Genomic DNA, 23,430 nt, shown 5'->3' with positions numbered 1-23,430 from the left:
CCGGCGCGGTCGCGGCGACGGGCACAATGGGGACGTGTCCCGACGCAGCCCACGCTCTCCGCGCCCGTCCGCCGCATCCGCCGGTCCCTGCCCGTGCGGGCTGCCCGCGCCCTACCGCGACTGCTGCGGGCGGCTGCACCGGGGGGAGGCCGCCGCGCCCACCGCGGAGGCGCTCATGCGCTCGCGGTACAGCGCCTTCAGCGTCGGCGACGCGGGGTACCTCCTGCGGACCTGGCATCCGCGGACCCGGCCGCCGCGCCTCGACCTCGACCGCTCGCTGCGGTGGACCGGCCTGGAGGTCCTGGAGACGACCGGCGGCAGCGCGTTCCACACCGAGGGCACCGTGCGCTTCCGCGCCCACTACGTCGAGCGCGGCGCCGAGGGGCGGCTCGACGAGCACAGCCGGTTCGTCCGCGAGGCGGGCGCCTGGGTGTACGTCGGGGCGATCCCGGACCCGCCCGCGCGCCCGGCGGGCGATCCGCGCCTTTAGGGCCTGGGATCGCGGCGGGACGGGACGACCGCACCGCACCCTGATGATCGGAGATGTCGGTGGCCGCTGGCATACTCCCGGTCCATGACAGTGGAGAGAGTCGTGCTCACCGGCGCCGCCGGACGGGTCGGGTCCGTGTTGCGCGAGCCGCTGCGGCGCCGGCTGCGCCGCCTGGTCTCGGTCGACCGCGAGCCGCTGACCGCCCAGGGGCCGGACGAGGAGGTCCGCCGGGCCCATCTGGACGGCATCGAGGACGCGGCCTCGGTCATCGAGGGCGCGGACGCGGTCGTGCACCTGGCCGGGGTGCCGGACGAGGCGCCGCTCGCCGATCTCCTGGACGGCAACGTCCTGGGCACCCACCACGTGCTGGAGGCGGCGCGCCGTACGGGGGTCGGGCGCGTGGTGCTGGCGAGCAGCAACCGGCTGACCGGCTGCTACCCGGCCGCGCAGCAGGTATCGGCGTCGGCGCCGCCCCGCCCCGACGGGCTGTACGGCGTCAGCAAGGTCGCCGTGGAGGCGCTGGGCCGGCTGTACGCCGACAAGTTCGGCCTGCAGGTGGTGTGCCTGCGCATCGGCAGCCTTGAACCCGAGCCGAGCGAGCCGCGGCACCTCGCCACCTGGCTGAGCCCGCGCGACTGCGCCGGGTTCGTCTGGGCCGCGCTGACCCGGCCCGGCGTCACCTTCGCCGCCGCGTACGCGGTGTCGGCCAACACCCGCCGGTTCTGGGAGCTCGACGACGGGCTCGGCTACCACCCCCTCGACGACGCCGAGGCGTACGCCGACCGGATCCCCGGGGCGGCGGAGCACTTCGCCGCTGATCCGCTCCAGGGCGGCGACTTCGCCACCGCCGAGTACACCCTCCGCCACGCCTTCGGCCGGCGGCCGGCCGAAGGGTCCTGAGGGCGGCCGGTCACCCGGTCACCCGGTCACGCTGAAGCCGCCGAACAGCAGGACGGCGAGCCCGAGGGCGACATCAGGCCGGTCACGGCCAGCAGGACGGGGACGAGGCCGAGGATCGTGGCGGCCCGGTCCTCGGCAGGGGTGGGACCCGGCCGCGCTGGTCGCCGTGGGCGACCGCCCGGCCGCGGTCTCGCCGTACCGGGGCGGTGGCCTGCGCTATCTCGACATCGTCGACCTGCCCGGGGGCGGCACGCGGCTGTACTACGAGTACACCCGCGCCGACGGCGCGCACGAGCTGCGCACGGAGCTGCGCTGAGCGCACGGGACCGCGTTCACGGAGCCGCGCCGGGCGCACGGGACCGCGCTGAGCGCATGACTGCTCGCGGGGGAACAGCGTGAGCAGGTGCGCGAGCTGCTCGCCGTACCGGCCGAGCCGCACGTAGTGCCAGAAGTGGGCCCAGCAGGCCGCGACCCGCCGGTCCTCCTCGGCGCACGCGCGGACCACGCCGCCGATCGGCTCCAGGCCCGCCGACCACAGGTGGGTCCAGTTGGAGTGCGCCCGCTCGATCCCATGGCGACGCTGCGCGTCGCGGCTCGGGGGCTCTTGATCCGGTGTCTTCCCTCGTCTCTCCGCCGCTTCGCGGCTGCGTTCCCCAGTCCAGACACCGGTGCCCCCTCGCGGGCGGGTCGCGCAGCACGACGACGAACCGGACGTGCGGTACGGCGTCGCGGATGCGCCGGTGCGCGGCGCGGTCGTAGAGATAGAAGGGGGTGGCCTCGCCGCTGAGGGTCCCCGGCGGGGCGGCGGCGAACAGCGCCTCGTAGTCCTCCCGCCGCCAGACGTGCTCGCGGTAGGTCTGGACGTCGCCGGGCCCGCCGCGCGCCGGCGGCGGACCGTCGGTGAGGAAGAACTTCGGCTCCTTGACAGGGGACAGGTAGAGCTCCGGATGGCGCTGAAGCGCGGCGTGCAGGGCGGTGGTCCCCGCCTTGGGAGCGCCGGCGATCAGGAAGTCGGGCAGGGGCATCGTCGTCCTCTCGGTACGCCGTGACGAATACCGGTCTTCCCTACCAATTTTGTGGGATAGTTTGAACATGGGCCTGGATCCGACGCGCTCATCGAGCGCCCGCGCCGAGACGCCCCTGACCGCCGCCATCATGGCCGGCCGCTGGATCCGTTCGGCGGCCGTCGACGACGAACGGGGGCGGCACTGGCGGGCCAACCCCGACGCCCGCGGCAGGTCGGCGCTCTCCCCGGAGCCCGGCTCGCTCTACGCCGGGGCGGCCGGCATCGTGCTGTTCTTCCTGGAGCTCGCCGCCGCCACCGGCCACGAGGCGTACCTGGAGGACGCCCGTGCCGGGGCCCGCCACCTCGCCGCCACCTGGCCGGAGCAGCGGGACGTCTCCCTCTACCACGGCCTGGCCGGCACGGTGTTCGCGCTGACGCAGGCCGGCTGGGTGCTCGGCGACGAGGAGTTCGGGGAGGCGGCCCTGGCCGCCGCAGGCCGGATCGTCCGCGCCGCGCGTCCCGTGCGCGGCGGCGTCGGCTGGTCGCGCGAGCCCGCCCAGCGAGGCGACGGCGGGGTGGTGCTGAGCCTGCTGCACGCCGCCGCCGTCCTCGGGGCGCCCGCCCTGGAGGAGCTGGCCGTCGAGGCGGGCGAGCGCATCGCCGGGCAGCCGGTGCCCGGCCACCTCTTCGGCGACTGCCCCGGCCTGCCCGCCGACGCGGTCACCCCGGGCTTCCTGTCCGGCACGGCCGGCACCGCCTTCCTGCTCGCCCGGCTGTACGGCGTCACCGGCGACGTGCGGTTCCTGGAGGCGGCGCGGCGGGGGGCGGACTTCGTCCGCGCGGTCGGCGTCGTCAGCGGCGAGTGCGCCGTCGTCCCGCACCACCTGCCGGAGGGCCGCGGCCTGCACTACCTCGGGTTCTGCTCCGGCTCGGCCGGCGTGGCGAGGATGTTCCACGAGCTGTACCGGGTGACGGGCGAGGCGTCCGACCTGATGTGGGTGGAGCGGCTGGCACGCGGCGTCATGCACAGCGGCGTGCCGTACCGGCGCACGGCCGGGTTCTGGAACTCGGCCTGCCAGTGCTGCGGCACCGCCGGCCTGCTGGAGCTGTTCGTCGGGCTGTGGTCCGAGACCGGGCGGGAGCCGTACCTGGAGTTCGCCCGCGAGCTCGCCGACGACCTGATCGGCCGCGCGGACGGCCACGACGGGTTGGGTCTGCGCTGGTACCAGGCGTACCGGCGGCTGCGGCCGGGCGAGGTGTCGGCCGACACCGGCTACATGGTGGGCGCGGCGGGCATCGGCGCCGCGCTGCTGCACCTGGACGCCGCGCTGCAGGGCGGGACCCGGCGGCTCATCCTGCTACCCGACAACCCGTTCCCGGCCATCCCCGCGCCGCCCGCGGTGCCGCGCCGCGACGGCGGCCACGGCGGCTGAAGGGCGGCCGTCACGTCTCCGGGCCGGGAACGGCCGCAGTGGTCGTGGGGCTCCCGGCGGGCGCGGGCGCGTCACCCCGGACAGGGCCCGCCTAATTTCATGCAATCCTAGTAGGAAAAGTTGACTTATCCGGCGGGGGATCGTAGGTTCGAGGACATGAGCCTGGGGCTTCACCTGACGCGTCGCTCGCACGTGGACTTCTGCCACGTCGCCAGCGCGCAGTGTCGTTGATCGCGGATCACCGGCGTCCAACCGCACTCCACGAGGGCGCACGGCCGGCCTGCCGCCGCATCCGAACCCTCGCGTCCCCGCGTGGCCGACGACGCCCACGCGTCCTCCCCCTCATCGTCCTCCCCCCGGCGCGCCCCGCCCGCGGCACGGCGCCGCGCGAGCGCGCCCCTCCACGAGGAACCACCCCCGTGATCAGAACCAGACACGCCCTTCTGTCCCTCCTTCTCGTCGCCGCCCTCGCCGGCTGCGGCTCCGCCTCCGCCTCCGGCTCCTCCCAGCCCGGCGCGCCGGAGGTGACCGAGCTGCGCTACCAGGGCAGCGTCGGCGCCGTCACCTTCCCCGAACTGGCCGAGGCGCTCGGTTACCTCGGGCCGATCAGGCTGAAGTGGATCGGCAACACCATCTCCGGCCCGCAGGACATCCAGGCCGCGGCCACCGGGCAGACCGACTTCGGCGGCGCGTTCAACGGCGCGATCGTCAAGCTCAAGGCGGCCAAGGCCCCGATCAAGGCCGTGGTCGGCTACTACGGCAGCGACGCCGACAGCTACGTCGGCTACTACGTCACCGGCGACTCGCCGATCAGGGGCCCCCGCGACCTGATCGGGAAGAAGATCGGGGTCAACACCCTGGGCGCCCACCTGGAGGCCGTGCTCAAGGAGTACCTCAAGCGCGGCGGCCTGACCCCGCAGGAGATCGGCAAGGTCGAGCTGGTCGTCGTGCCGCCGGTCAACACCGAGCAGGCGCTGCGCCAGGGCCAGGTCGACGTGGCCGCGCTGTCCGGCATCCTGCGGGAGAAGGCCCTGGAACGCGGCGGCATCCGCCCCCTGTTCAAGGACATCGACCTGTTCGGCTCCTTCACCGCGGGCAGCGTCGTGCTGACCGAGCGGTTCATCCGGCAGAACCCCGACACCACCCGGAAGTTCGTGGAGGCGTTCGCCAGGGCCGTCGAGTGGACGCGCACCCACTCCCGCCAGGAGGTGATCGCCAAGTACCGGGAGATCATCGCCCGGCGGGGCCGTAACGAGGACCCCTCGACGGTCGGCTTCTGGAAGAGCAGCGGCGTGGCCACCCAGGGCGGGACGATCTCCGACAGGGACTTCCAGACCTGGATCGACTGGCTGGGGCGCGAGGGCGAGATCAGGCCCGGCCAGGTCAGGGCGTCCGACGTCTACACCAACGAGTTCAACCCCTTCGCGAACGGGAGGACCTCGTGAGCGCGCACGCCACCGGCGGGGACACCGGGGGAGAGACCCTCGTGAACGGCGCCGCCGCGCGGCTCGGGGGCTTTCGAGCCGGTGCCTTCCCTCGTCACTCACCCGCCGCGCTCGCTCCCTCCTCAGCCCGGACACCGGCCGCCCCCTCACAGGTGAAGATCGGGATCCGGGACGTCGGCAAGGTCTTCCGCACCCGCGGCTCGGACCGCCCGTTCACCGCGGTCACCGGGGTGGACCTGGACGTCCGCGAGGGGGAGTTCCTCACCCTCGTCGGGCCGAGCGGCTGCGGCAAGTCCACCCTGCTCGACCTGATCGCCGGGCTCACCGCACCGACCGACGGCGAGATCCTCATCGACGGCCGCGCCGTCGACGGTCCCGGCCTCGACCGGGGCATCGTCTTCCAGCAGTACGCGCTGCTCCCGTGGCGTACGGCCCTGGCCAACATCGAGTTCGGGCTGGAGGCCAAGGCCGTCCCGAGGCGGGAACGGCGCGAGCGGGCCCGGCACTACCTGGACCTGGTCGGGCTGGCCGGGTTCGAGCACCGCTACCCGCACGAGCTGTCGGGCGGCATGCGCCAGCGCGTCGCGATCGCCCGCAGCCTCGCCTTCGACCCCGACGTGCTGCTGATGGACGAGCCGTTCGCCGCCCTGGACGCCCAGACCCGGGAGTCGCTGCAGGAGGAGCTGCTGCGGGTGTGGGAGAAGACGCACAAGACGGTCGTGTTCATCACCCACGGCATCGACGAGGCCGTCTACCTGGGGCAGCGGGTCGCGGTCATGACCTCCCGCCCCGGCCGGATCAAGGAGATCGTCGACGTCCGGTTCGACTCGCGCGAGGGCGACCTGCGCGCCGACCCGGTGTTCGGCGAGTACCGCCACCACGTCTGGAGCCTGCTGCGCAACGAGGTCGCCGCCGGCAGGGAACAGGAGCGGACCGTTGACTGACATCCTCGCCGCACCCGCGACCGGAGCCGCCCGGGGCGACGCCCCGGCCCCGGCATCGCCCACCACCCAGACCCAGACCCAGACCCAGACCCAGACCCAGATCCCGGCCCCGGCGCCGGTGTCGCCCGCCGCGCCGGAAAGCCCGAAGAGCCCGGAGATCCTGGAGGCCCCGGAGAGCCCGGAGACCTCGCGGCCCGCCCGGCTCGCCGGCCTGGCCCGGCTCGGCCGCCGCGTCCGGCTCGGCCCGCTCGTGCGGCGGGCGCCGGCCGTGGTGCTGCTCGCCGCGACCTGGGAGATGCTGCCACGCACCGGGGCGGTGGACCCGGTCTTCGTGCCGCCGCTGTCGGAGGTGCTGCGCGCCTGGTACGACCTGCTGCTCGGCGGGCAGCTGCTGGAGCACTTCCAGGCGTCGCTGGTCCGCTCCCTCACCGGGTTCGGCCTGGCCGTCGTGCTGGCCGTACCGCTCGGGCTGGCCATCGGCTGGTACCGGCCGGTCGCCGACTTCCTCAGCCCGGTCCTGGAGATCTTCCGCAACACCTCGGCGGTGGCCCTGCTGCCGGTGTTCATCCTGATCCTCGGTCTGGGGGAGCCATCGAAGATCGTCTTCGTGTTCTACGCCTGCTCCTGGCCCATCCTGCTCAACACCGTCAGCGGGGTCAGGACCGTGGAGCCTCTGCTGGTCAGATCGGCCCGATCCCTGGGGCTCGGCCCGCTCAGCCTCTTCCGGAAGGTCATCCTCCCGGCGGCCGTCCCCACCATCTTCACCGGCATCCGGCTGGCGGGCGCCTCCTCGATCCTCGTCCTGCTGTTCGCCGAGATGGTCGGGGCCAAGGCCGGCCTCGGCTACCTCGTCCAGGACGCCCAGTTCAGCTTCCGCATCCCCGACATGTACGCCGGGATCATCACCATCTCCGCCCTCGGCCTGCTGTTCAACCTGCTCCTGCTCGCCGTGGAGCGGCGATTTTCCACCTGGAGGACCACCTGATGCCCACCCGGACGCTCCACCTCAACGCCTTCCTCATGGGCGTCGGCCACCACGAGGCGGCCTGGCGCCACCCGCGCACCGAACCCGCCCGCCTCACCGACGTCCGGCACTACCAGCAGCTCGCCAGGATCGCCGAGCGGGGCCGGCTCGACTCGGTCTTCCTCGCCGACAGCCTCGCCCTGCAGGGCGACGTCCGGTACAACGCGCTGGGCGGCCTGGAGCCGCTGACGCTGCTGGCGGCGCTGGCCGCGGTCACCGACCACGTCGGCCTGATCGCGACGGTGTCCACCACCTACAACGAGCCGTTCCACGTAGCCCGCAAGTTCGCCTCGCTGGACCACATCAGCGGCGGTCGGGCCGGCTGGAACATCGTCACCTCCGCGGGCGAGGCCGAGGCGCGCAACTTCGGAATCGAACGCCCCGCCCACGCCGACCGCTACGCCCGGGCCGCCGAGTTCCTCGACGTCGTCACCGGGCTGTGGGACGGCTGGGAGGACGACGCCGTCGTCGGCGACCGCCTCGGGGGCCTCTACGCCGACGCCGGCCGGATCCACCCGCTCGACCACGACGGCCCCCACTTCCGGGTCCGCGGCCCGCTCAACACCTCCCGCCCGCCGCAGGGCCACCCGCTGCTGGTGCAGGCCGGCTCCTCCGAGGACGGCAAGGACTTCGCGGCCCGGTACGCCGAGGCGGTCTTCACCGCCCAGCAGACGCTCGCCGATGCCCAGGCGTTCTACACCGACATCAAGGGCCGCCTCGCCCGGTACGGCAGGCACCCGGGCGACCTGCTGGTCCTCCCCGGCATCTCCCCGGTCATCGGCTCCACCGAGCGGGAGGCACGCCGGCTGGAGCAGGAGCTGCAGGACCTCATCATCCCCGCGTACGGCCTGGCCCAGCTGTCCCACCTGGTGGGCATCGAGCTGACCGAGGACGCGCTGGACCGTCCCCTGCCGGACGTCTCCGCCGAGACGGAGGGGGCGCAGAGCCGCCGCAGGCTCGTCATCGACCTCGCCCGCCGGGAGGACCTGACCGTGCGGCAGCTCCTCGGCCGCCTCGCGGGCGGCCGGGGGCACCGGGTCCTGGCCGGGACCCCCGAGCGGATCGCCGACGAGATCCAGCTCTGGTTCGAGAACAGCGCCGCCGACGGCTTCAACGTCATGCCGCCGGTCCTGCCCGGCGGCCTGGAGGACTTCGTCGACCACGTCGTGCCGGAACTGCAGATCAGGGGCCTGTTCCGGCGGGAGTACGAGGGCCGCACGCTGCGCGACAACTACGACCTGCCCCGGCCGGCCTCCCGCCGCGCGCGGCCCCCGGCCGGTGGGCGGCTCGACTCGGCGGACCCGGTGGGTACGGTGGGCCCGGCGGACGCGGTGGTGGCCTCGTGACCTCCGTCGTGACGCTGGTCGGCAACCCCCGCGGAGGGTCCAGGACGCGGATCGCCGCGGTCGCGGCCGCCGAGGCGATCGGGGAGCGGATCGGGCACGACGGCTCCCACGAGGTCGTGGACCTGTCGGCGCTCGGGTCGCAGCTGCTCGCGCCCGGCCCGTCCGCGGGCGTGGAGGTGGCGCTGGAGCTCGTCACGGGCGCGGACGTGCTCGTGGTGGCCAGCCCCACCTACAAGGGGACCTACACCGGCCTGCTCAAGGCGTTCTTCGACCGGCTGCCCCCGGCCGCGCTGACCGGTGTCGCGGCGCTGCCGGTGCTGGTCATGGGCGACCCCCGGCACGCCCTCGCCGTCGAGGTGCACCTGCGGCCCCTCCTGGTCGAACTCGGCGCGCACGTCCCCACCCCGGGGCTGGCGCTCCTGGAGCCGGAGCTGCCGGATCTCGGGGAGGTCCTCGCGCGCTGGACCGCCCGGGTCGCCCCCCAGGTGACGGCGGCGCTCGGGGAAAGGACGGGAATCCGGCTCAGGGAGGGAGCGGGGACATGACGGAGACCCTGTGGAACCGGTCCGTGGACCACGACACGTTCCGGCAGGCCCTCGCCGTACACGCCGCGGGCGTCGTCGTGATCACCGCGCAGAGCGAGGGCGTCCCGGCCGGGCTGACCGCGACCTCGTTCTCCTCGGTCAGCCTGGAGCCGCCGCTGGTCTCCTTCTGCGTGGACCGGGACTCGACCACCTGGCCCCGGCTGCGGGCCGCGGACCACTTCGCGGTCAACATCCTCACCAGTGACCAGGCGGTCCTGGCGGCCCGGTTCGCCAGCAAGGGCGTCGACCGCTTCGCCGAACCCACCCGATGGCGTCCCGGGCCGCTCGGGGCGCCGCTGCTGCAGGACGTCTCCGCCCATCTGGTCTGTCTTCCACACCAGACGGTCGACGTGGGCGACCACATCCTCGTCGTCGGCCTGGTCGCCGAGGTGAGCGTGCGCGACCGGGGCCTGCCGCTGCTGTACCACCGGGGCCGGTTCGGGCGGTTCGTCGCCCACCCCTGACCCGGTACGGCGCCCCGGAGGGGAGGTCTCCCCCCGAAGGTCTCCGGCGGCGCCGTCACCGGACGGCCGGGACGCCGCCCGCCGGACTGGGGCGGGCCGCGTCCCGTGGCCGTCACCCCCCGGGCCGGGGCCGGGCCGTCTCGGTGGATCCGAGCCCCGGCCCCGGCCGTCATCCGGGGCCGGGACCACTTCCACCGGTCCCGGCCCCGGTCCTGCTTCCCCGGCCCGAAGCCCGATCCCGGCCGGTCCGCCATCCGGAACCGGTCACCTCACCGACCGCCTCATGACCCCCGCGGCCGGTGGCCCCTCGACCGCCTTCACCGCTCCGCGGTGATCGGGAAGGATGGCCGGATGGCACACGTCGAGGATTCATGGGAGCCGGCGCCCCTGATGGAGGTCGTCCGGCTGTTCCGGGAGCTGGCCGCGCCCTGGTGGGTCGGTGGAGGTCACGCCGTGGAGCTGGCCGTCGGCCGGTCCTGGCGGGAGCACGCCGACGTCGACATCGGCCTGCTGCGCCGCGACCAGCACGCGACGCGCCGCATGCTGGCCGGCTGGGACTGCCACGTGGCCGACCCGCCGGGCACCCTTCGTCCCTGGCCGGTGGGGGAGACCCTGCCGGCCAGGGCGCACGACGTATGGGTGCGCGAACACGCCGGAGGGCCGTGGCGCTTCCAGCTGATGCTGGACGAGTCCGACGGAGACGAATGGGTCTACCGCCGCGACGCGCGCATCCGTCGTCCGCTGGACTCCCTCACCGTCGCCGCCGACGGTTTCCGCCGGCTGGCGCTGGAGGTTCAATTGCTCTACAAGGCCAGGGGGCGGCGGGCCAAGGACGAGGCGGACTTCGCCGAGGCGCTGCCCGCGCTGACCGGCGCGCAGCGGCGCTGGCTGGACGAGGCGCTGGCGGTCGAGCACGGCGCCCACCCCTGGCGTGACCGGCTGGACGGCCGAAGCGCGCGGGACGGGTGAGCGGGCGGACCGGCGACGCCGGATCGGCCCCGGCCCCGGCCGTCATCCGGGGCCGGGGCTCGGGTCAGTCGTCGCCCCAGTCGCCGCCGCCGAAGTCGCTGTCGTCGTCGCCCTCGAAGGCGTCGCCGATCTCGTCGACGATCTCGGCCGCCACGAAACCGCCGACCAGCCCGGCCGCGCCCGCGGCGGCGACGGCCCCGAAGCCGGGCCCGCCGTGATGACCCTGGTGGCCGTGGTGCCCGCCGTGCGCGTAGGGGTCGTGGTGCCCGCCGTGGGCGTACGGGTCGTGGTGCCCGTCGTACCCGTGCCCGGCGGCGTGTCCGTGGGCACCGCCGTGACCGTGCTGGGACAGGGCGGCCAGCCAGCCGTTGATGTCGGCGGCCCAGTCGCGGTGCAGGGCCTCGTCGTGGCCGACGCGCCAGCGGCCGAAGGAGTCGCCGCCCGAGCCGTGGAAGCCGCCGCGCCGGTCGGCCTCCAGGACGACGTCCATGCCGCCGGGGCCGGAGACGAAGGTGAGCTCCACCTCGTTGACCAGGCCCGAGTAGGCGGGCGGCGGGTAGAACTCGATCTCCTGGTAGAACGGTAGCCGCTGGTCGGCGCCGTAGATGTGGCCCTGCTCCAGGTCGGCGCTCTTGAACTGGAAGCCGAGCTGGGCGAAGGCGCGCAGGATCGCCTCCTGGGAGGGCAGCGGCTCGATCTCGACCGGGTCCATGTCGCCCTTGTCCACCGCGCCGGCGACCGCCAGCTCGGTGCGCACGCCCATCGCCATGCCGTGCAGGCGCTGACCGTGGATCTCGGTGACCGGCGCCTCCCACGGGACGGGAAGCTCGAAGGGGATGACGCGGTCCTCGCCGGCGCGCAGCCGGAACGACCCGGAGACCTCGGCGCGCAGGAACTCCATCAGCCCGACGTGCTCGCCCTCGCCGTACTCCGACTCCACCCGGGTGACCAGCCCCAGGGCGACGTACTGGATGTCGGTGTCGAAGTCACCGCCCTTGATCCGCACCTCGCCGCGCAGCGGCCCGCCCGGCCGTACGCGCGGTGTGGCCAGGACCGTGTCCACCGACGGACCCCCGACCCCCAGGGCCCCCAACATGCGTTTGAAGATCACGGCTTCCTCTCCCTGTGACGTCCTGAATGGTGAACCACCCGCTGGAACGATCAACCGGGGAGCACGGTTCCCGCCGTCCGCCCCGGGATTCCGGGGGAGGACGGCGGCGCCGCCCGGGGGAGGGCCACCCGGGCGGCGGCGGAGGACCGGGAGGTCAGTCGCCGTAGGCGAGGTTGGGGCGCAGCCAGCGTTCGATCTCGGCGACCGGCAGGCCGCGCCGCAGCGCGTAGTCCTCGATCTGGTCCCGGCCGAGCCTTCCGACGGTGAAGTACCGCGACCCCGGGTGGGCGAACATCAGCCCGCTGACGCTGGCGGCCGGGGTCATCGCGAAGGACTCCGTCAGGTCCATGCCGATCCGCCGGGCGCCCAGCAGGTCGAACAGGTCGCGCTTCTGACTGTGGTCGGGGCTCGCCGGGTAGCCGAACGCGGGGCGGATGCCCCGGAAGCGCTCGGCGTGCAGGTCGGTGAGCGACGGGTCGGCGTCCGGCTCGTACCACTCGCGCCGCGCCCGCAGGTGGATCCACTCGGCGAACGCCTCGGCGAGCCGGTCGGCGAGGGCCTTGACCATGATCGACCGGTAGTCGTCGTTGGCGGCCTCGAACCCGGCGGCGAGCTCCTCGGCGCCGTGCACGGTCACCGCGAAGCCGCCGAGGTGGTCGCCGGCCGGGGCCACGTAGTCGGCGAGGCACCGGTTGGGCCGCCCCTCGGGCTTGGCCGTCTGCTGGCGCAGCATCGGCAGCCGTACGGCGCCGCCCGCGGCGTCACCGGCGTCCACCACGAGGTCGTCGCCCTCGGAGCGGGCCGGCCAGAAGCCGTAGACGCCCCGCGCCCGCAGCGTGCCCGCGGCGACGATCTCGTCGAGAAGCACGTTGGCCTCGTCGAACAGCTCACGGGCCACCGGCTGGTCGAGGATCGCCGGATACTTGCCCTTCAGCTCCCAGGCCAGGAAGAAGAACTGCCAGTCGATCATCTCGCGGAGCTCGGTCAGGCCGGGCTCGACGACGCGGACGCCGGTGAAGGCGGGCACGGGCAGGTCGTCGAAGGAGACCCGCTCGGGGTTGGCGCGGGCCCGCGCCAGCGTCAGCATCGGGCTGCGCTCCCGGGAGGCGTGCTGCTCGCGCAGCCGCTCCTGCTCGGCGCGGTTGGCCGTGTCCAGTTCCTCGGCGCGGCCCGGGTCCAGCAGGTCGGAGACCACGCCGACGACCCGGGAGGCGTCGAGCACGTGGACCACCGGGCCGCCGTAGGCGGGGGCGATGCGGACCGCGGTGTGCTGGCGCGAGGTCGTGGCGCCGCCGATCAGCAGCGGCAGCCTCATCCCGCGGCGCTCCATCTCGGCGGCGACCGAGACCATCTCGTCCAGCGACGGGGTGATCAGCCCCGACAGGCCGACGGCGTCGGCGCCTTCGGCGACCGCGGTGTCGAGGATGCGCGAGGCGGGCACCATCACGCCGAGGTCGACGACCTCGTAGTTGTTGCAGCCCAGGACGACGCCCACGATGTTCTTGCCGATGTCGTGCACGTCGCCCTTGACGGTCGCGAGCACCACCTTGCCGCTGCCCCGCCCGGTGCCGCCGTTCGTGCCGTTCGCGCTGTCCGTGCGGTTCGTGTCGGCCGCGAGGTCCGCCGCGCCGCCGGTCACGGCGCCGTCCGCGTCACCCGCCGTGCCGGTCGCGCCGCCGTCCGCACCGTGTGCCGCGGTCCCGTCCGCGCCGTCCGCGCCGTTCGCGTCACCCGCTCCGGCCGCCGCGAGCCGCGCCCGCTCCTTCTCCGCCTCCATGAACGGTTCCAGGTAGGCGACCGAGCGCTTCATCACCCGCGCGCTCTTGACCACCTGCGGCAGGAACATCTTCCCCGAGCCGAACAGGTCGCCCACGATCTTCATGCCGTCCATGAGCGGGCCCTCGATCACGTCGAGGGGCCGCGCCGCCTGCCGCCGCGCCTCCTCGGTGTCCTCCTCGACGAAGTCGGCCACGCCGTGCACGAGCGCGTGCGCCAGGCGCTTCTCCACCGGCGCGTCGCGCCAGGACAGGTCCACCGTACGGCGGGTGCCGCTCCCGCTGACCGTCTCGGCGAACGCGACCAGCCGGTCGGTGGCGTCGGGACGCCGGTCGAAGATGACGTCCTCGACGAGTTCCAGCAGTTCGGCGGGGATGTCCTGGTAGACGGCGAGCTGGCCGGCGTTGACGATGCCCATGTCCAGTCCGGCGCGCACGGCGTGGAAGAGGAACGCCGAGTGCATCGCCTCCCGCACGACGTCGTTGCCGCGGAAGGAGAACGACAGGTTGGAGATGCCGCCGCTGGTCCGCACCCCGGGGCAGCGCTCCTTGATGAGCGGCAGCGCCTCGATGAACGCCTTGGCGTAGCCGTTGTGCTCCGGGATGCCGGTGGCGACCGCCAGCACGTTCGGGTCGAACACGATGTCCTCGGCGGGGAAGCCCGCCTTCTGGGTGAGCAGGTCGTAGGCGCGGGCGCAGATCTCCACCTTGCGCTCGACGGTGTCGGCCTGCCCCCGCTCGTCGAAGGCCATGACGACCACGCCGGCGCCGTGGTCGCGAATGTGCCGCGCCTGCGCCAGGAACGGCTCCTCGCCCTCCTTGAGGCTGATCGAGTTGACCATGCCCTTGCCCTGCACGCACCTGAGCCCGGCCTCCAGCACGCTCCATCGCGAGCTGTCGATCATGATCGGGACGCGGGCGACCTCCGGCTCGGTCGCGATCAGGTTCAGGAACGTCGTCATGGCCCGCTCGCTGTCGAGCAGGTCGGCGTCCATGTTGACGTCGAGGAGGTTGGCGCCGCCGCGCACCTGCTCCAGCGCGACGTCCACGGCGGCCTGGTGGTCGCCCGCCTCGATGAGGCGGCGGAACCGGGCCGAGCCGGTGACGTTGGTGCGCTCGCCGATCATCACGAAACCGGTGTCCGCGCCGATCTCGAACGGCTCCAGCCCGCTGAGGCGGGTCCGCTCGGGCGGCGCCGGGACCCGGCGCGGTTCGAGCCCGGACACCGCGCCGGCGATCCGCTCGATGTGGCCGGGCGTGGTCCCGCAGCAGCCGCCCACGACGTTCACCGTCCCGGCCGCGGCGAACTCGCCGAGCAGCCCGGCGGTCTCCTCGGGTGTCTGGTCGTAGCCGCCGAAGGCGTTCGGCAGCCCCGCGTTGGGGTGGCAGGCCACGTAGGTGCCGGCCAGGCGCGACAGCTCGGCGACGTGCGGGCGCATCTCCTCGGCGCCCAGCGAGCAGTTCACCCCCACGACCAGGGGGGAGGCGTGCGCGACCGAGGTCCAGAACGCCTCCACGGTCTGGCCCGACAGCGTGCGCCCGCTCAGGTCCACGATCGTCACCGAGATCCACAGCGGCAGGTGCGGGGCGACGTCGCGGGCCGCGGCGACCGCCGCCTTGGCGTTGAGCGTGTCGAAGATCGTCTCGATCAGCAGCAGGTCGACGCCGCCCTCGGCCAGCGCGCCGATCTGCTCGGCGTAGGCGGCGTACACCTCGTCGAACGTGACCGCCCGGTAGGCGGGGTCCTCCACGCGTGGCGACAGCGAGAGCGTGACGTTCAGCGGGCCGACCGAGCCGGCCACGAACCGGCCGCCGGCCTCGTCGGCGGCCTGGCGGGCGAGCTGGGCGCCCCGCAGGTTCATCTCCCGCACCAGTGACTGCAGGCCGTAGTCGGCCTGGCCGATGCTCGTCGCGGTGAAGGTGTTGGTCGTGGTGATGTCCGCGCCCGCGGCGAGGTAGCGGCGGTGGACGTCGAGGATGAGGTCGGGGCGGGTGAGGTTCAGCAGGTCGGGGTCGCCGGTCACGTCGAGCGGGTGGTCGCCCAGGATCTCGCCGCGGTAGTCGGCCGGGGTGAGCCCGGCGCCCTGCAGCATCGTGCCCCACGCCCCGTCGAGCACCGCGATCCGCCGGTCCAGCAGCTCCCGCAGCGCGCGGGTCCGGCCGGCGGCCCGGGTCGCGGTCTCCTGCGGCGCGCCGTCGGGCGCGGGGGCGGTGTCGCGGGTGGTCGCGCGGGTGGAAGACGTGTTCATTCGGCTCACCTCCGTTGTCGGAGGCGCCCTTGTCGAACAGGTAGGGGACCGAGCGTGGCGGGTCTTGGGCCCGTTGCAGCGCCTCTCGGCCTTTCCGGATCAAGGTTAACCCGGTCGCCCCCGTCCGGGCCAACTCGTTCCGGCCTTCGGGACGAGGTGAGCACGGCACCGGAAAACCGGCGATGCCGTACGGCGGGCACGGGCCGCTCCGGGCCCTCGTGCGACCCGGGCCCTCGTGCGACCCGGGCCTCGCGCGGCCTGGAATCCGTGCGGCCCTGAACCCGTGCGAGCCGGAATCCGTGCGGCCCGGAACCAGTGCGGGACGCGCCGGGGTGTTCAGCCCTGGAGCGTCAGGGCGAGGCGGCGGGCGAGGCCGGTGTTGCGGCGCCCGCCGAGCCGGTGGACCGCCGTCTCCAGGGCCTCGCGCCGGCCGACCAGGACCACCCACGCCTTCGCCCGGGTGACCAGGGTGTAGAGCAGCCGGCGGCGCAGCATGACGCCGCCGGCCTCGGCGACGATCGGCGCCACCACGAACGGGTACTCGCTGCCCTGCGAGCGGTGCACGCTGACGGCGTAGGCGTGGGTCAGCTCGTCGAGCTCGTCGAAGCCGTACTCGACGACCTGGCCGTCGTCGGTGCGGATCTCGACGACCCGGCTCTCCGGGACGACCGTGGTGACCGTGCCGGTCTCGCCGTTGAAGACGCCCTTGTCGTAGTTGTTGCGGATCGGCATGACGCGGTCGCCGACGCGGAAGACCGTGGAGCCCGCCCAGTGCTCGGCCGCGCCGTCGCGGGCGGGGTTGAGCCGCTCCTGGATCATCCGGCCCAGCTCGACGGTGCCGGTGGGACCCCTGCGCATCGGGCACAGCACCTGCACCTCGCCCGGGTCCACCTTCTGCTTGCGGGGGATCGCCACCGTCGCCAGGTGGACCACCCGCTCGGCGACCCGCTCGGGGTCGTCGAGCTCCTCGAACCAGAAGCCCCCGCCGCCGGGGACCGCCGGGACCTCGCCGGCCCGGATCCGGTGGGCGGCCTCGATGATCCCGCTGCCCTCGGCCTGGCGGAAGACGTGCGTCAGCCGGACCCGGGGGATCTCCTCGACGCGCAGCAGGTCGGCCAGCACGCTGCCGGGGCCGATGCTGGGGAGCTGGTCGCTGTCGCCGACCAGCAGCAGGTGGCTGCCCGAAGGGATGGCCGCGGTCAGGCGGGTGGCCAGGTGCAGGTCCAGCATGGACGCCTCGTCGACCACGATCAGGTCGGCCCGCGCGGGCGTCTCCTGGAACAGCGTGCCCTCCTCCTCGTCGGGCCGGTGGGCCAGCATCCGGTGCACGGTCATCGCGGGCATGCCGACCAGCTCCGACAGCCGCTTGGCGGCCTTGCCGGTCGGCGCGGTGAGGGTCACCGAGCCGCCCGCGGCCCGCACCACCCGGGCGATGGTCCTGACGGTGTGGCTCTTGCCGCAGCCGGGGCCGCCGGTGATGATCGACACGGTGCTGGTCAGCGCCATGTTCACCGCGATCCGCTGGTCCTCGTGCAGCGCGGGGTCCTCGTGGAAGGCGCGCAGGGGGAGCTCCGAGGGCGCCTGCCAGAGCCGCGTCAGGTGGGTGGTCAGCCGCAGCTCGCGGTCGTGGAGGTAGGCGAGGTAGGCGACGGTCCGGCCGGTGCCGTCGAGGGCCGCCTCGACCACCACCCGGCGGTCGGCCACCAGGGCGTCGACCATCCGCCGGATGACCTCCTCGTCCTGGCCGACCAGCTCCATCGTCTGGGTGACCAGGGCGGTCAGCGACAGGTAGCAGTGCCCGCCGCCGGCCGCGGCCGCCTCCAGCCGGTCGAGGATCGCCGCCCTGACCCGCTGCGGGCTGCACTCCGGCACCCCCGACTGCAGGGCGATCTTGTCCGCGGTGGCGAACGCGACGCCCCTGACCTGGCCGATGAGCTGGTAGGGGTCGGCGGACAGGATGGCGGCGGAGTCGGAGCCGAACGCCTGGTAGACCTTGGCGGCCAGCAGCGGGCTGATCCCGAAGCCCTGCAGGACGACCATGAGCGCGGCGATCGCCTTCTGCTCGCGCCACGCCTCGGTGATCTGGCCCTGCCGGGTCGGGCCGATGTTGATGACCTCGCGGAGCCGCTCGGGCTCGGCGTCGATGATCTTCAGCGTCTCCTCGCCGAAGTGGTCGACGATGGCGTGGGCCAGCCTCGGACCGATGCCGCGGATCAGGCCCGAGCCGAGGTAGAGGCGGATGGCCCGGACGGTGGACGGCACGATCCGCTCGCAGCCGTCGACCACGAAGCGCCTGCCGTGCCGGGGGTGCTCGTCCCACCGCCCGGCGAGCCGGAGCGTCTCCCCGGGCTGCGCCCCGGCCAGGGCGCGGCCCGAGGCGACGAAACCCGGGCCGTCGTCGGCGCTCATCCGGGCGACGGTGTACTCGTCCTCGCGGACGTACACCAGCTGCTCGACGGATGCCTCCATGGGACATCACTGTAGGCAACGGGACCGACAGGCCGCCGCCGACGCGGGCGGAGGACCCGCGCCGGGGCCCGTGCCGGGTATGGCTCGCACCGGGTACGGCGTGCGGGTGAAGGGGCCACGCCGGCGCCGCTCCGGGGGCCGGGTCCGTCCGGGGCGCACAGCGCCCCAGGAGGGATCCGTCATCGCGCGTCGCGTATCCCGAGAACGTACGCCGCGGTGAGCGCGACGACACGGTCCTCGTCATGTGACAGATCCGCGAGGGCCTGTGACGCCTTGGCCCCCGGGATGTCCGCGAGCGCCTGCGTCAGCCGTGGACGTGCGGACGATGCGACGGCGCCGTGGGCGAGGCGATCGACGAGCATGGTGGCGATCCGGTCCGCCGACGCGGGACGACTCGCCAGCGCGCTCAGCGCGTCGGCCGCGTCGGCGTCGTTCGTCCCCTCGACGACCATGTCGATGAGCGTCGGGACCGCGTCGGCCACCCCGCGTGCCCCGAGCGCCAGGGCCGCGTACCCGCGGACCACGATGTCGGGGTTCGTGAGGGTCTCCCGCAGCAGCGCGGTCGCCTTCCCGCCCGGGATCTCGGCGATGGACCGGACGGCACGTTCGCGCACCTCGGCCGCCGGTGAGCCGAGGCCCTCCGCCAGCGGTGCCAGTCCGTCGTCGCCCGATCGCGCCAGAGCCCACCGGAGGGCCCCGGCGACGTTCGGGTCCGTCTCACTCAGCACCGCCTCGACCAGCGCTTCCACCGGCACCGGAACCTCTCCGGCCGAGGACAGGGCCGCGCGCTGGCGCTTGCCGGCGCTCTTCGCCCCCAGATCCTGGAGGAGTGCGACGATGTGGAGGACGTCCTCCCAGCCCGCGGGTTCCGCGGCGTCGATCCGGCGGAGCCGGGTGAGCAGGTCCGTCTCGGCCGCGATGCGTTCCCGCGTCTGGCGGATGAGGTCGTCGACGAGCTCCGAGGGCGTGAAGTCGGGATCGTCGAGCGCGCGCCCGACCTCGCGCAGCGACAGCCCCAACGACCGCAGGCTCTCGATATGGAAGATCCGCCGGATGTCCTCATCGGAGTACTCCCGATAGCCGGCCCCGGTGCGACCCGTCGGCCGCACCAGGCCGAGCGAGTCGTAATGCCTGAGCATGCGGGCACTGACCCCGGACCGCCGTGCCACATCGCCGATCAGCACTGCCCGTCACTCCTCCTTGCCGGTGCCGCCCAGGGCCACGACGCGCTTCGCCTCCTCGATGGCGAACTCGAACCCGGCGTCAGGGTCGCGCGACAGCCGTTCCGTGGCGATCGCGTGAGCGCGCACGCGGGGGTCGGGATCCGTCATGGCGGCGCGCAGGGCCGGCATGATCACCTCTCCGAGCGCGACCAGCGCCCGGCTGAGGCTCAGCCGCGTCTCGCGCCCGCCGCGTCCGAACTGTGTCGCCAGCACCGTGGCCAGCCCGGTCTCCTCGCCTTCGGGCACGAGCACGACCGCTGCCCGCCAGGCGCTCCGCGCCACCTCGTCGTCGGCGTCGGTCAGCAGCGCCCGTGTGATCGCCGGCCACGCCCGCCGGTCCCCGATCTTGGACAGCGTGTGCAACGCCTGGCTTCGTGCCTGCGCGCGCTCCGAGCGGAGTTCGTCGATGAGCCTCGGGACCGTCATCGACGCCGGGTGGCGGGTGAGTGCCCACGTCAGCGTGTCGCGCACATGGAATTCGGGCTCGATCGCGCATCGTTCGACGAGCCTGTCGACGAACCGCGGATCAGGGGCCGTGCCGACCGCCAGCGTCGCCCGCAGTCGCACCGACGAGTCGCCGTCCTCCAGCCCCCGCAAAGCCCGGATCGTGTCCGCGTCCTGTTTCGCCATGGCCATCGGGACCACCTCCTCGGCAACACCGAACACCTTGTCATCGTGTCAAGGTCAAGCGGGGATCACGCCGTGGGCGGGGGAGGGGCGGTGCTGGCCCGGGGGACGAGCCGGGCCGCCTCGTCCTCGACCCCCGGGACGCGCTCGCCGGCGATCAGCGACAGCAGGGTGCGCGCGGCGTGGGCGCCGTAGGCCGGGATGTCGCGGGTCAGCGCGGTCAGTGCCGGCCGTACGACCTGGGACAGGGGAGAGTCGTCCCAGGCCACGATCGACAGGTCGGCGGGCACGTCCAGGCGCATCTCCTGGGCGACGGACAGGCCGGCGACGGCCATGATGTCGTTGTCGTAGATGACCGCGGTGGGCCGGTCGCGGGAGCTGAGCAGGCGGCGGGTGGCGCGGGCGCCCTCCTCGCCGGTGTAGTCGGTGTGCACGACGACCTGGTCGTCCAGGCCCAGCTCCGCGCAGACGGCGGTGAACGCCCGGTCGCGCAGGACGGTGTGGACCAGCCGGGGCAGCCCGGCGACGCGGGCGACGCGGCGGTGGCCGAGCGCGGCGAGATACCGGACGGTCTCCTGGACGGGGGCGTCGTCGTCGGACCAGACGGGGACCAGCGAGCCCGCCTCCGAGGGGTGGCCGAGCACCACGGCGGGCATGCCGAGTGTCTCCAGCTCGGTGACGCGCGGGTCGGCGAAGTGCAGGTCGACCAGGATGGCGCCGTCGACGCGGCCCTCGCCCCACCAGCGGCGGTAGGTCTCCGTCTCCTGCTCGTGGTCGGTCACCATCTGCAGCATCAGCCCGTAGGAGCGGGCCGAGAGCTCGCTCTCGATCCCGCTGATCAGCTCCATGAAGAACGGTTCCATGCCGAGGACGCGCGCCGGGCGGCACACGGCCAGCCCCACGCTGCGCGCCCGCGCGCCGTTCAGCGCCCGCGCGGCGCTGTTGGGCCGCCAGCCGATCTCCTGGGCGATCGCCTTGATCACCGCCCGCTTGGCCTCCGACACCCCGGGGCGGTCGTTCAGCGCGTAGGAGACCGCCACCTTGGAGACGCCCGCCCGGCGGGCGATGTCGGCGATCGTCGGCCGCTTCACGACGCCCCCTGACTGAATCGGTTCGGTTCTCGATGTCCACGCGCACCCTACTACCTGGCCGCACACGCCCACAGCCGGAGCGCCCGTGATCCGGACGCGCGGGCGGGCGGCGGATCCTGCGATGTCCCCGCTGTTCGGCGCGGGTGGGCTCCGTCGGGGCGCGGGCCGGGCGACGCGGCGGGACGTCTCGAAGGAGTCACGGCTATTGACACGCCGTGCACGCGGAATTTACGTTCTCGGTACTTATCCGGTTCAGTCGCATCCCGGAGCGGTCCGGCCCCGTGCCGTCGCGTCAGAGGGTGTGGCGCGGGTTGCGACACCATCCACCGGCCCGAAGACGGGGAGCGTGCTTTCGCGGCGCACTGGGAGCGCTCCCACAAGGCCCGCGGGAGCCATGCTCCCGCGGGCCGATCCATCGGGGGCCTGGGACGACGTTCAGACCTCCGCCGGGCGGCGGGGGAAGGAGAGACAGATGCGAAACCGGGTGCGGATCATCCTCCCGCTCCTGGCGACGGGCCTGGCCGTCGCCGCGTGCTCCGGCGGCGGGACCACGCCGCCCGCCCAGGGCTCCGGGGCGGCGAGCGCGCCCGCCGTGGCCCCCGGTGGCGGAGACGGCGGCTCGCTGCCCCGCAAGGAGACGCTCTACACCACCGGCTCCCAGTGGGGGCCGCCGGCCAACTTCAACCCGATCCGCGAGTGGGACTACGCCACCGGCACCAAGGGCCTGGTCTACGAGACGCTGTTCCACTACGACCCCAACGCCGCCAAGCTCGTCCCCTGGCTGGCCGAGAGCGGCTCCTGGACCGGCGACAGGACCTACGAGGTCAAGCTCCGCTCCGGGGTGAACTGGTCGGACGGCAAGCCGCTGACCGCCAAGGACGTGGTCTACTCCTACGAGCTCGGCAAGATGGAGACCATCCCGTTCCACAACATGTGGGACTGGCTGAAGAGCGTCGAGGCGGTGGACGACCGGACCGCGCGCTTCACCTTCTCCAGGGCCAACTACCAGGAGTGGGACTTCAACCTCTACGGCCGCGCCATCGTTCCCGAGCACGTCTGGAACGGCAGGTCGGAGGAGGACGTGCTCAACGGGGTCAACGAGAACCCCGTCGGCACCGGCGCCTACACCTACAAGAGCCACAGCCAGGACCGCGTCGTCTGGCAGCGCCGCGACGACTGGTGGGGCAAGACGGCCCTGAACATGGAGCCCAAGCCCCGGTACATCGTCGACATCGCCACGCCCAGCAACGAGGTCGCGATGGGCATGCTGCTGCAGAAGGGCCTGGACCTCAGCAACAACTTCCTGCCGGGCGTGGCCAACCTCGTCAAGGGCGGTTTCGGCATCACCTCCTTCTACAACGAGCCGCCGTACATGCTCTCGGCCAACACCGCCTGGCTGGTCCCCAACACCACCAGGAAGCCGATGGGCGACCCGGCCTTCCGCAAGGCCCTCGCCTCCTCGGTCGACACCAAGAAGATCGTCGAGGGCGTCTACGGCAACCTCGTCAAGGCCGCCGGCCCCACCGGCCTGCTGCCGCAGTGGGACCAGTTCGTCGACCAGGCCGCGGTGTCCTCCGCCGGGTTCTCCTTCGACACCGGCAAGGCCAAGAAGCTCCTCGCCGACGCCGGCTACAAGGACCGCGACGGCGACGGGCTGGTGGAGAACAAGGACGGCTCGAAGATCAAGCTGACCCTCATCGTGCCGTCCGGCTGGACCGACTGGATGGAGGCCGCCCGCGTCATCGCCTCCAGCGCCAAGGCCGCCGGCATCGACGTCACCCCCGACTTCCCCGACTTCAACGCCCTGGTGGAGAAGCGCAACAAGGGCGATTTCGACCTGGTGCTCAACAACGAGCGCCAGCTGTCCAACACCCCGTGGACGTACTACGAGTACGTCTTCCAGCTCCCGGTCCGCAAGCTGCAGACCACCGTCAACTTCGGCCGCTACGAGAACGAGAGGGCCTGGAAGCTGGTGCAGGAGCTCGACCAGGTCAAGACCGACGACGTCGCCGGCATGAAGGCGAAGATCGCCGAACTCCAGAAGTTCCAGCTGGAGGAGCTGCCGGTCATCCCGCTCTGGTACAACGGCCTGTGGGCCCAGTCGAGCACCAGCGTCTGGAAGAACTGGCCCTCCTCGGCTCCGAGCGCTCCCAAGTACGCGCCGGCCATGTGGCGCAACTGGATGGAACTGGGCGGCTTCGAGATGCTCACCCAGCTCCAGCCCGCCTCCTGACCGTTCGGTACCGCCCCTCCTCCCCCTCCCCTCCTTCCGGGGGGAGG

The 23,430-nt window shown here is 73.4% G+C and carries 19 protein-coding genes; 12 read left to right on the top strand and 7 right to left on the bottom strand.

Annotated features, from left to right (window positions below; all coding sequences use genetic code 11):
* Positions 1-34: 34 nt before the first annotated feature.
* From HDA43_RS01230 to HDA43_RS01220, 3 genes are all read left to right on the top strand, one after another.
* Positions 35-490, top strand: coding sequence for a YchJ family protein (locus HDA43_RS01230; protein ID WP_179817892.1), 456 nt, complete (start codon positions 35-37; stop codon positions 488-490).
* Between the two features lie 84 nt (positions 491-574).
* The gene (locus tag HDA43_RS01225) at positions 575-1,390 is read left to right on the top strand and encodes an NAD-dependent epimerase/dehydratase family protein (RefSeq protein WP_179817891.1); all 816 of its coding nucleotides are present in this window, start codon (positions 575-577) and stop codon (positions 1,388-1,390) included.
* Between the two features lie 166 nt (positions 1,391-1,556).
* Positions 1,557-1,706: a hypothetical protein gene (locus tag HDA43_RS01220; protein ID WP_179817683.1), complete on the top strand. Its 150-nt coding sequence runs from the start codon at positions 1,557-1,559 to the stop codon at positions 1,704-1,706.
* 16 nt (positions 1,707-1,722) lie between these two features.
* Here the strand turns inward: HDA43_RS01220 and HDA43_RS01215 are convergent, their stop codons facing one another.
* A complete protein-coding gene (locus tag HDA43_RS01215; RefSeq protein ID WP_246423879.1) occupies positions 1,723-2,415 on the bottom strand; it encodes a sulfotransferase family protein in 693 nt (230 codons plus the stop codon).
* Between the two features lie 67 nt (positions 2,416-2,482).
* Here HDA43_RS01215 and HDA43_RS01210 point away from each other — a divergent pair, with 67 nt between their 5' ends.
* The 8 genes from HDA43_RS01210 to HDA43_RS01175 all read left to right on the top strand — a co-directional run bounded on the left by HDA43_RS01210 (position 2,483) and on the right by HDA43_RS01175 (position 10,605).
* Positions 2,483-3,829: a lanthionine synthetase LanC family protein gene (locus HDA43_RS01210; RefSeq protein WP_179817890.1), complete on the top strand. Its 1,347-nt coding sequence runs from the start codon at positions 2,483-2,485 to the stop codon at positions 3,827-3,829.
* A gap of 419 nt (positions 3,830-4,248) precedes the next feature.
* On the top strand, positions 4,249-5,274 hold the full coding sequence (locus HDA43_RS01205; protein ID WP_179817889.1) for an ABC transporter substrate-binding protein: 1,026 nt from the start codon (positions 4,249-4,251) through the stop codon (positions 5,272-5,274).
* Between the two features lie 152 nt (positions 5,275-5,426).
* Complete coding sequence (locus HDA43_RS01200) at positions 5,427-6,218, top strand: ABC transporter ATP-binding protein (RefSeq protein ID WP_179817888.1); 792 nt, start codon at positions 5,427-5,429, stop codon at positions 6,216-6,218.
* The gene (locus HDA43_RS01195; RefSeq protein WP_246423878.1) at positions 6,211-7,203 is read left to right on the top strand and encodes an ABC transporter permease; all 993 of its coding nucleotides are present in this window, start codon (positions 6,211-6,213) and stop codon (positions 7,201-7,203) included. The genes HDA43_RS01200 and HDA43_RS01195 overlap by 8 nt, the downstream gene beginning before the upstream one ends.
* On the top strand, positions 7,203-8,588 hold the full coding sequence (locus tag HDA43_RS01190; protein ID WP_179817887.1) for an LLM class flavin-dependent oxidoreductase: 1,386 nt from the start codon (positions 7,203-7,205) through the stop codon (positions 8,586-8,588). Before HDA43_RS01195 ends, HDA43_RS01190 begins: the two co-directional genes overlap by 1 nt.
* Positions 8,585-9,133: an NADPH-dependent FMN reductase gene (locus HDA43_RS01185; protein ID WP_179817886.1), complete on the top strand. Its 549-nt coding sequence runs from the start codon at positions 8,585-8,587 to the stop codon at positions 9,131-9,133. Before HDA43_RS01190 ends, HDA43_RS01185 begins: the two co-directional genes overlap by 4 nt.
* Positions 9,130-9,636: a flavin reductase family protein gene (locus HDA43_RS01180; protein WP_179817885.1), complete on the top strand. Its 507-nt coding sequence runs from the start codon at positions 9,130-9,132 to the stop codon at positions 9,634-9,636. The genes HDA43_RS01185 and HDA43_RS01180 overlap by 4 nt, the downstream gene beginning before the upstream one ends.
* Positions 9,637-9,987: 351 nt before the next feature.
* Positions 9,988-10,605 carry a nucleotidyltransferase domain-containing protein gene (locus HDA43_RS01175; RefSeq protein ID WP_179817884.1) on the top strand — a complete coding sequence of 206 codons (618 nt, stop codon included), beginning with the start codon at positions 9,988-9,990 and terminating at the stop codon, positions 10,603-10,605.
* A gap of 64 nt (positions 10,606-10,669) precedes the next feature.
* Here the strand turns inward: HDA43_RS01175 and HDA43_RS01170 are convergent, their stop codons facing one another.
* The 6 genes from HDA43_RS01170 to HDA43_RS01145 all read right to left on the bottom strand — a co-directional run bounded on the left by HDA43_RS01170 (position 10,670) and on the right by HDA43_RS01145 (position 21,150).
* On the bottom strand, positions 10,670-11,716 hold the full coding sequence (locus HDA43_RS01170; RefSeq protein WP_312872883.1) for a sporulation protein: 1,047 nt from the start codon (positions 11,714-11,716) through the stop codon (positions 10,670-10,672).
* A 154-nt stretch (positions 11,717-11,870) separates the two neighbouring features.
* Positions 11,871-15,740 carry a methionine synthase gene (gene metH / locus HDA43_RS01165; RefSeq protein ID WP_179817883.1) on the bottom strand — a complete coding sequence of 1,290 codons (3,870 nt, stop codon included), beginning with the start codon at positions 15,738-15,740 and terminating at the stop codon, positions 11,871-11,873.
* 336 nt (positions 15,741-16,076) lie between these two features.
* Positions 16,077-18,209: an SF1B family DNA helicase RecD2 gene (gene recD2 / locus HDA43_RS01160; RefSeq protein WP_179817882.1), complete on the bottom strand. Its 2,133-nt coding sequence runs from the start codon at positions 18,207-18,209 to the stop codon at positions 16,077-16,079.
* Between the two features lie 179 nt (positions 18,210-18,388).
* Entirely contained in the window at positions 18,389-19,393 is a 1,005-nt protein-coding gene (locus tag HDA43_RS01155; protein WP_179817881.1) for a MerR family transcriptional regulator, read from the bottom strand.
* Between the two features lie 6 nt (positions 19,394-19,399).
* Entirely contained in the window at positions 19,400-20,098 is a 699-nt protein-coding gene (locus tag HDA43_RS01150; RefSeq protein ID WP_376770447.1) for a HEAT repeat domain-containing protein, read from the bottom strand.
* A gap of 29 nt (positions 20,099-20,127) precedes the next feature.
* Positions 20,128-21,150: a LacI family DNA-binding transcriptional regulator gene (locus tag HDA43_RS01145; protein ID WP_179817880.1), complete on the bottom strand. Its 1,023-nt coding sequence runs from the start codon at positions 21,148-21,150 to the stop codon at positions 20,128-20,130.
* A gap of 472 nt (positions 21,151-21,622) precedes the next feature.
* Between HDA43_RS01145 and HDA43_RS01140 the strand changes: the two genes are divergently transcribed.
* Complete coding sequence (locus HDA43_RS01140) at positions 21,623-23,383, top strand: ABC transporter substrate-binding protein (protein WP_179817879.1); 1,761 nt, start codon at positions 21,623-21,625, stop codon at positions 23,381-23,383.
* Positions 23,384-23,430 lie beyond the last annotated feature (47 nt).

The organism is Streptosporangium sandarakinum, assembly GCF_013409935.1.
Classification (GTDB): Bacteria; Actinomycetota; Actinomycetes; order Streptosporangiales; family Streptosporangiaceae; genus Streptosporangium; species Streptosporangium nondiastaticum.
The sequence above is the reverse complement of the archived record's forward strand: the minus strand, read 5'-3'. Positions and strand labels throughout refer to the sequence as shown.

What these genes read in the sequence shown, in the direction of transcription:
- HDA43_RS01225 (WP_179817891.1), top strand. Translation starts at nt 575, where the DNA reads ATGACAGTGGAGAGAGTCGTGCTCACCGGCGCCGCCGGACGGGTCGGG.
- HDA43_RS01215 (WP_246423879.1), bottom strand. Translation starts at nt 2,415, where the DNA reads ATGCCCCTGCCCGACTTCCTGATCGCCGGCGCTCCCAAGGCGGGGACC.
- HDA43_RS01210 (WP_179817890.1), top strand. Translation starts at nt 2,483, where the DNA reads ATGGGCCTGGATCCGACGCGCTCATCGAGCGCCCGCGCCGAGACGCCC.
- HDA43_RS01190 (WP_179817887.1), top strand. Translation starts at nt 7,203, where the DNA reads ATGCCCACCCGGACGCTCCACCTCAACGCCTTCCTCATGGGCGTCGGC.
- HDA43_RS01180 (WP_179817885.1), top strand. Translation starts at nt 9,130, where the DNA reads ATGACGGAGACCCTGTGGAACCGGTCCGTGGACCACGACACGTTCCGG.
- HDA43_RS01175 (WP_179817884.1), top strand. Translation starts at nt 9,988, where the DNA reads ATGGCACACGTCGAGGATTCATGGGAGCCGGCGCCCCTGATGGAGGTC.
- metH (WP_179817883.1), bottom strand. Translation starts at nt 15,740, where the DNA reads ATGAACACGTCTTCCACCCGCGCGACCACCCGCGACACCGCCCCCGCG.
- recD2 (WP_179817882.1), bottom strand. Translation starts at nt 18,209, where the DNA reads ATGGAGGCATCCGTCGAGCAGCTGGTGTACGTCCGCGAGGACGAGTAC.
- HDA43_RS01140 (WP_179817879.1), top strand. Translation starts at nt 21,623, where the DNA reads ATGCGAAACCGGGTGCGGATCATCCTCCCGCTCCTGGCGACGGGCCTG.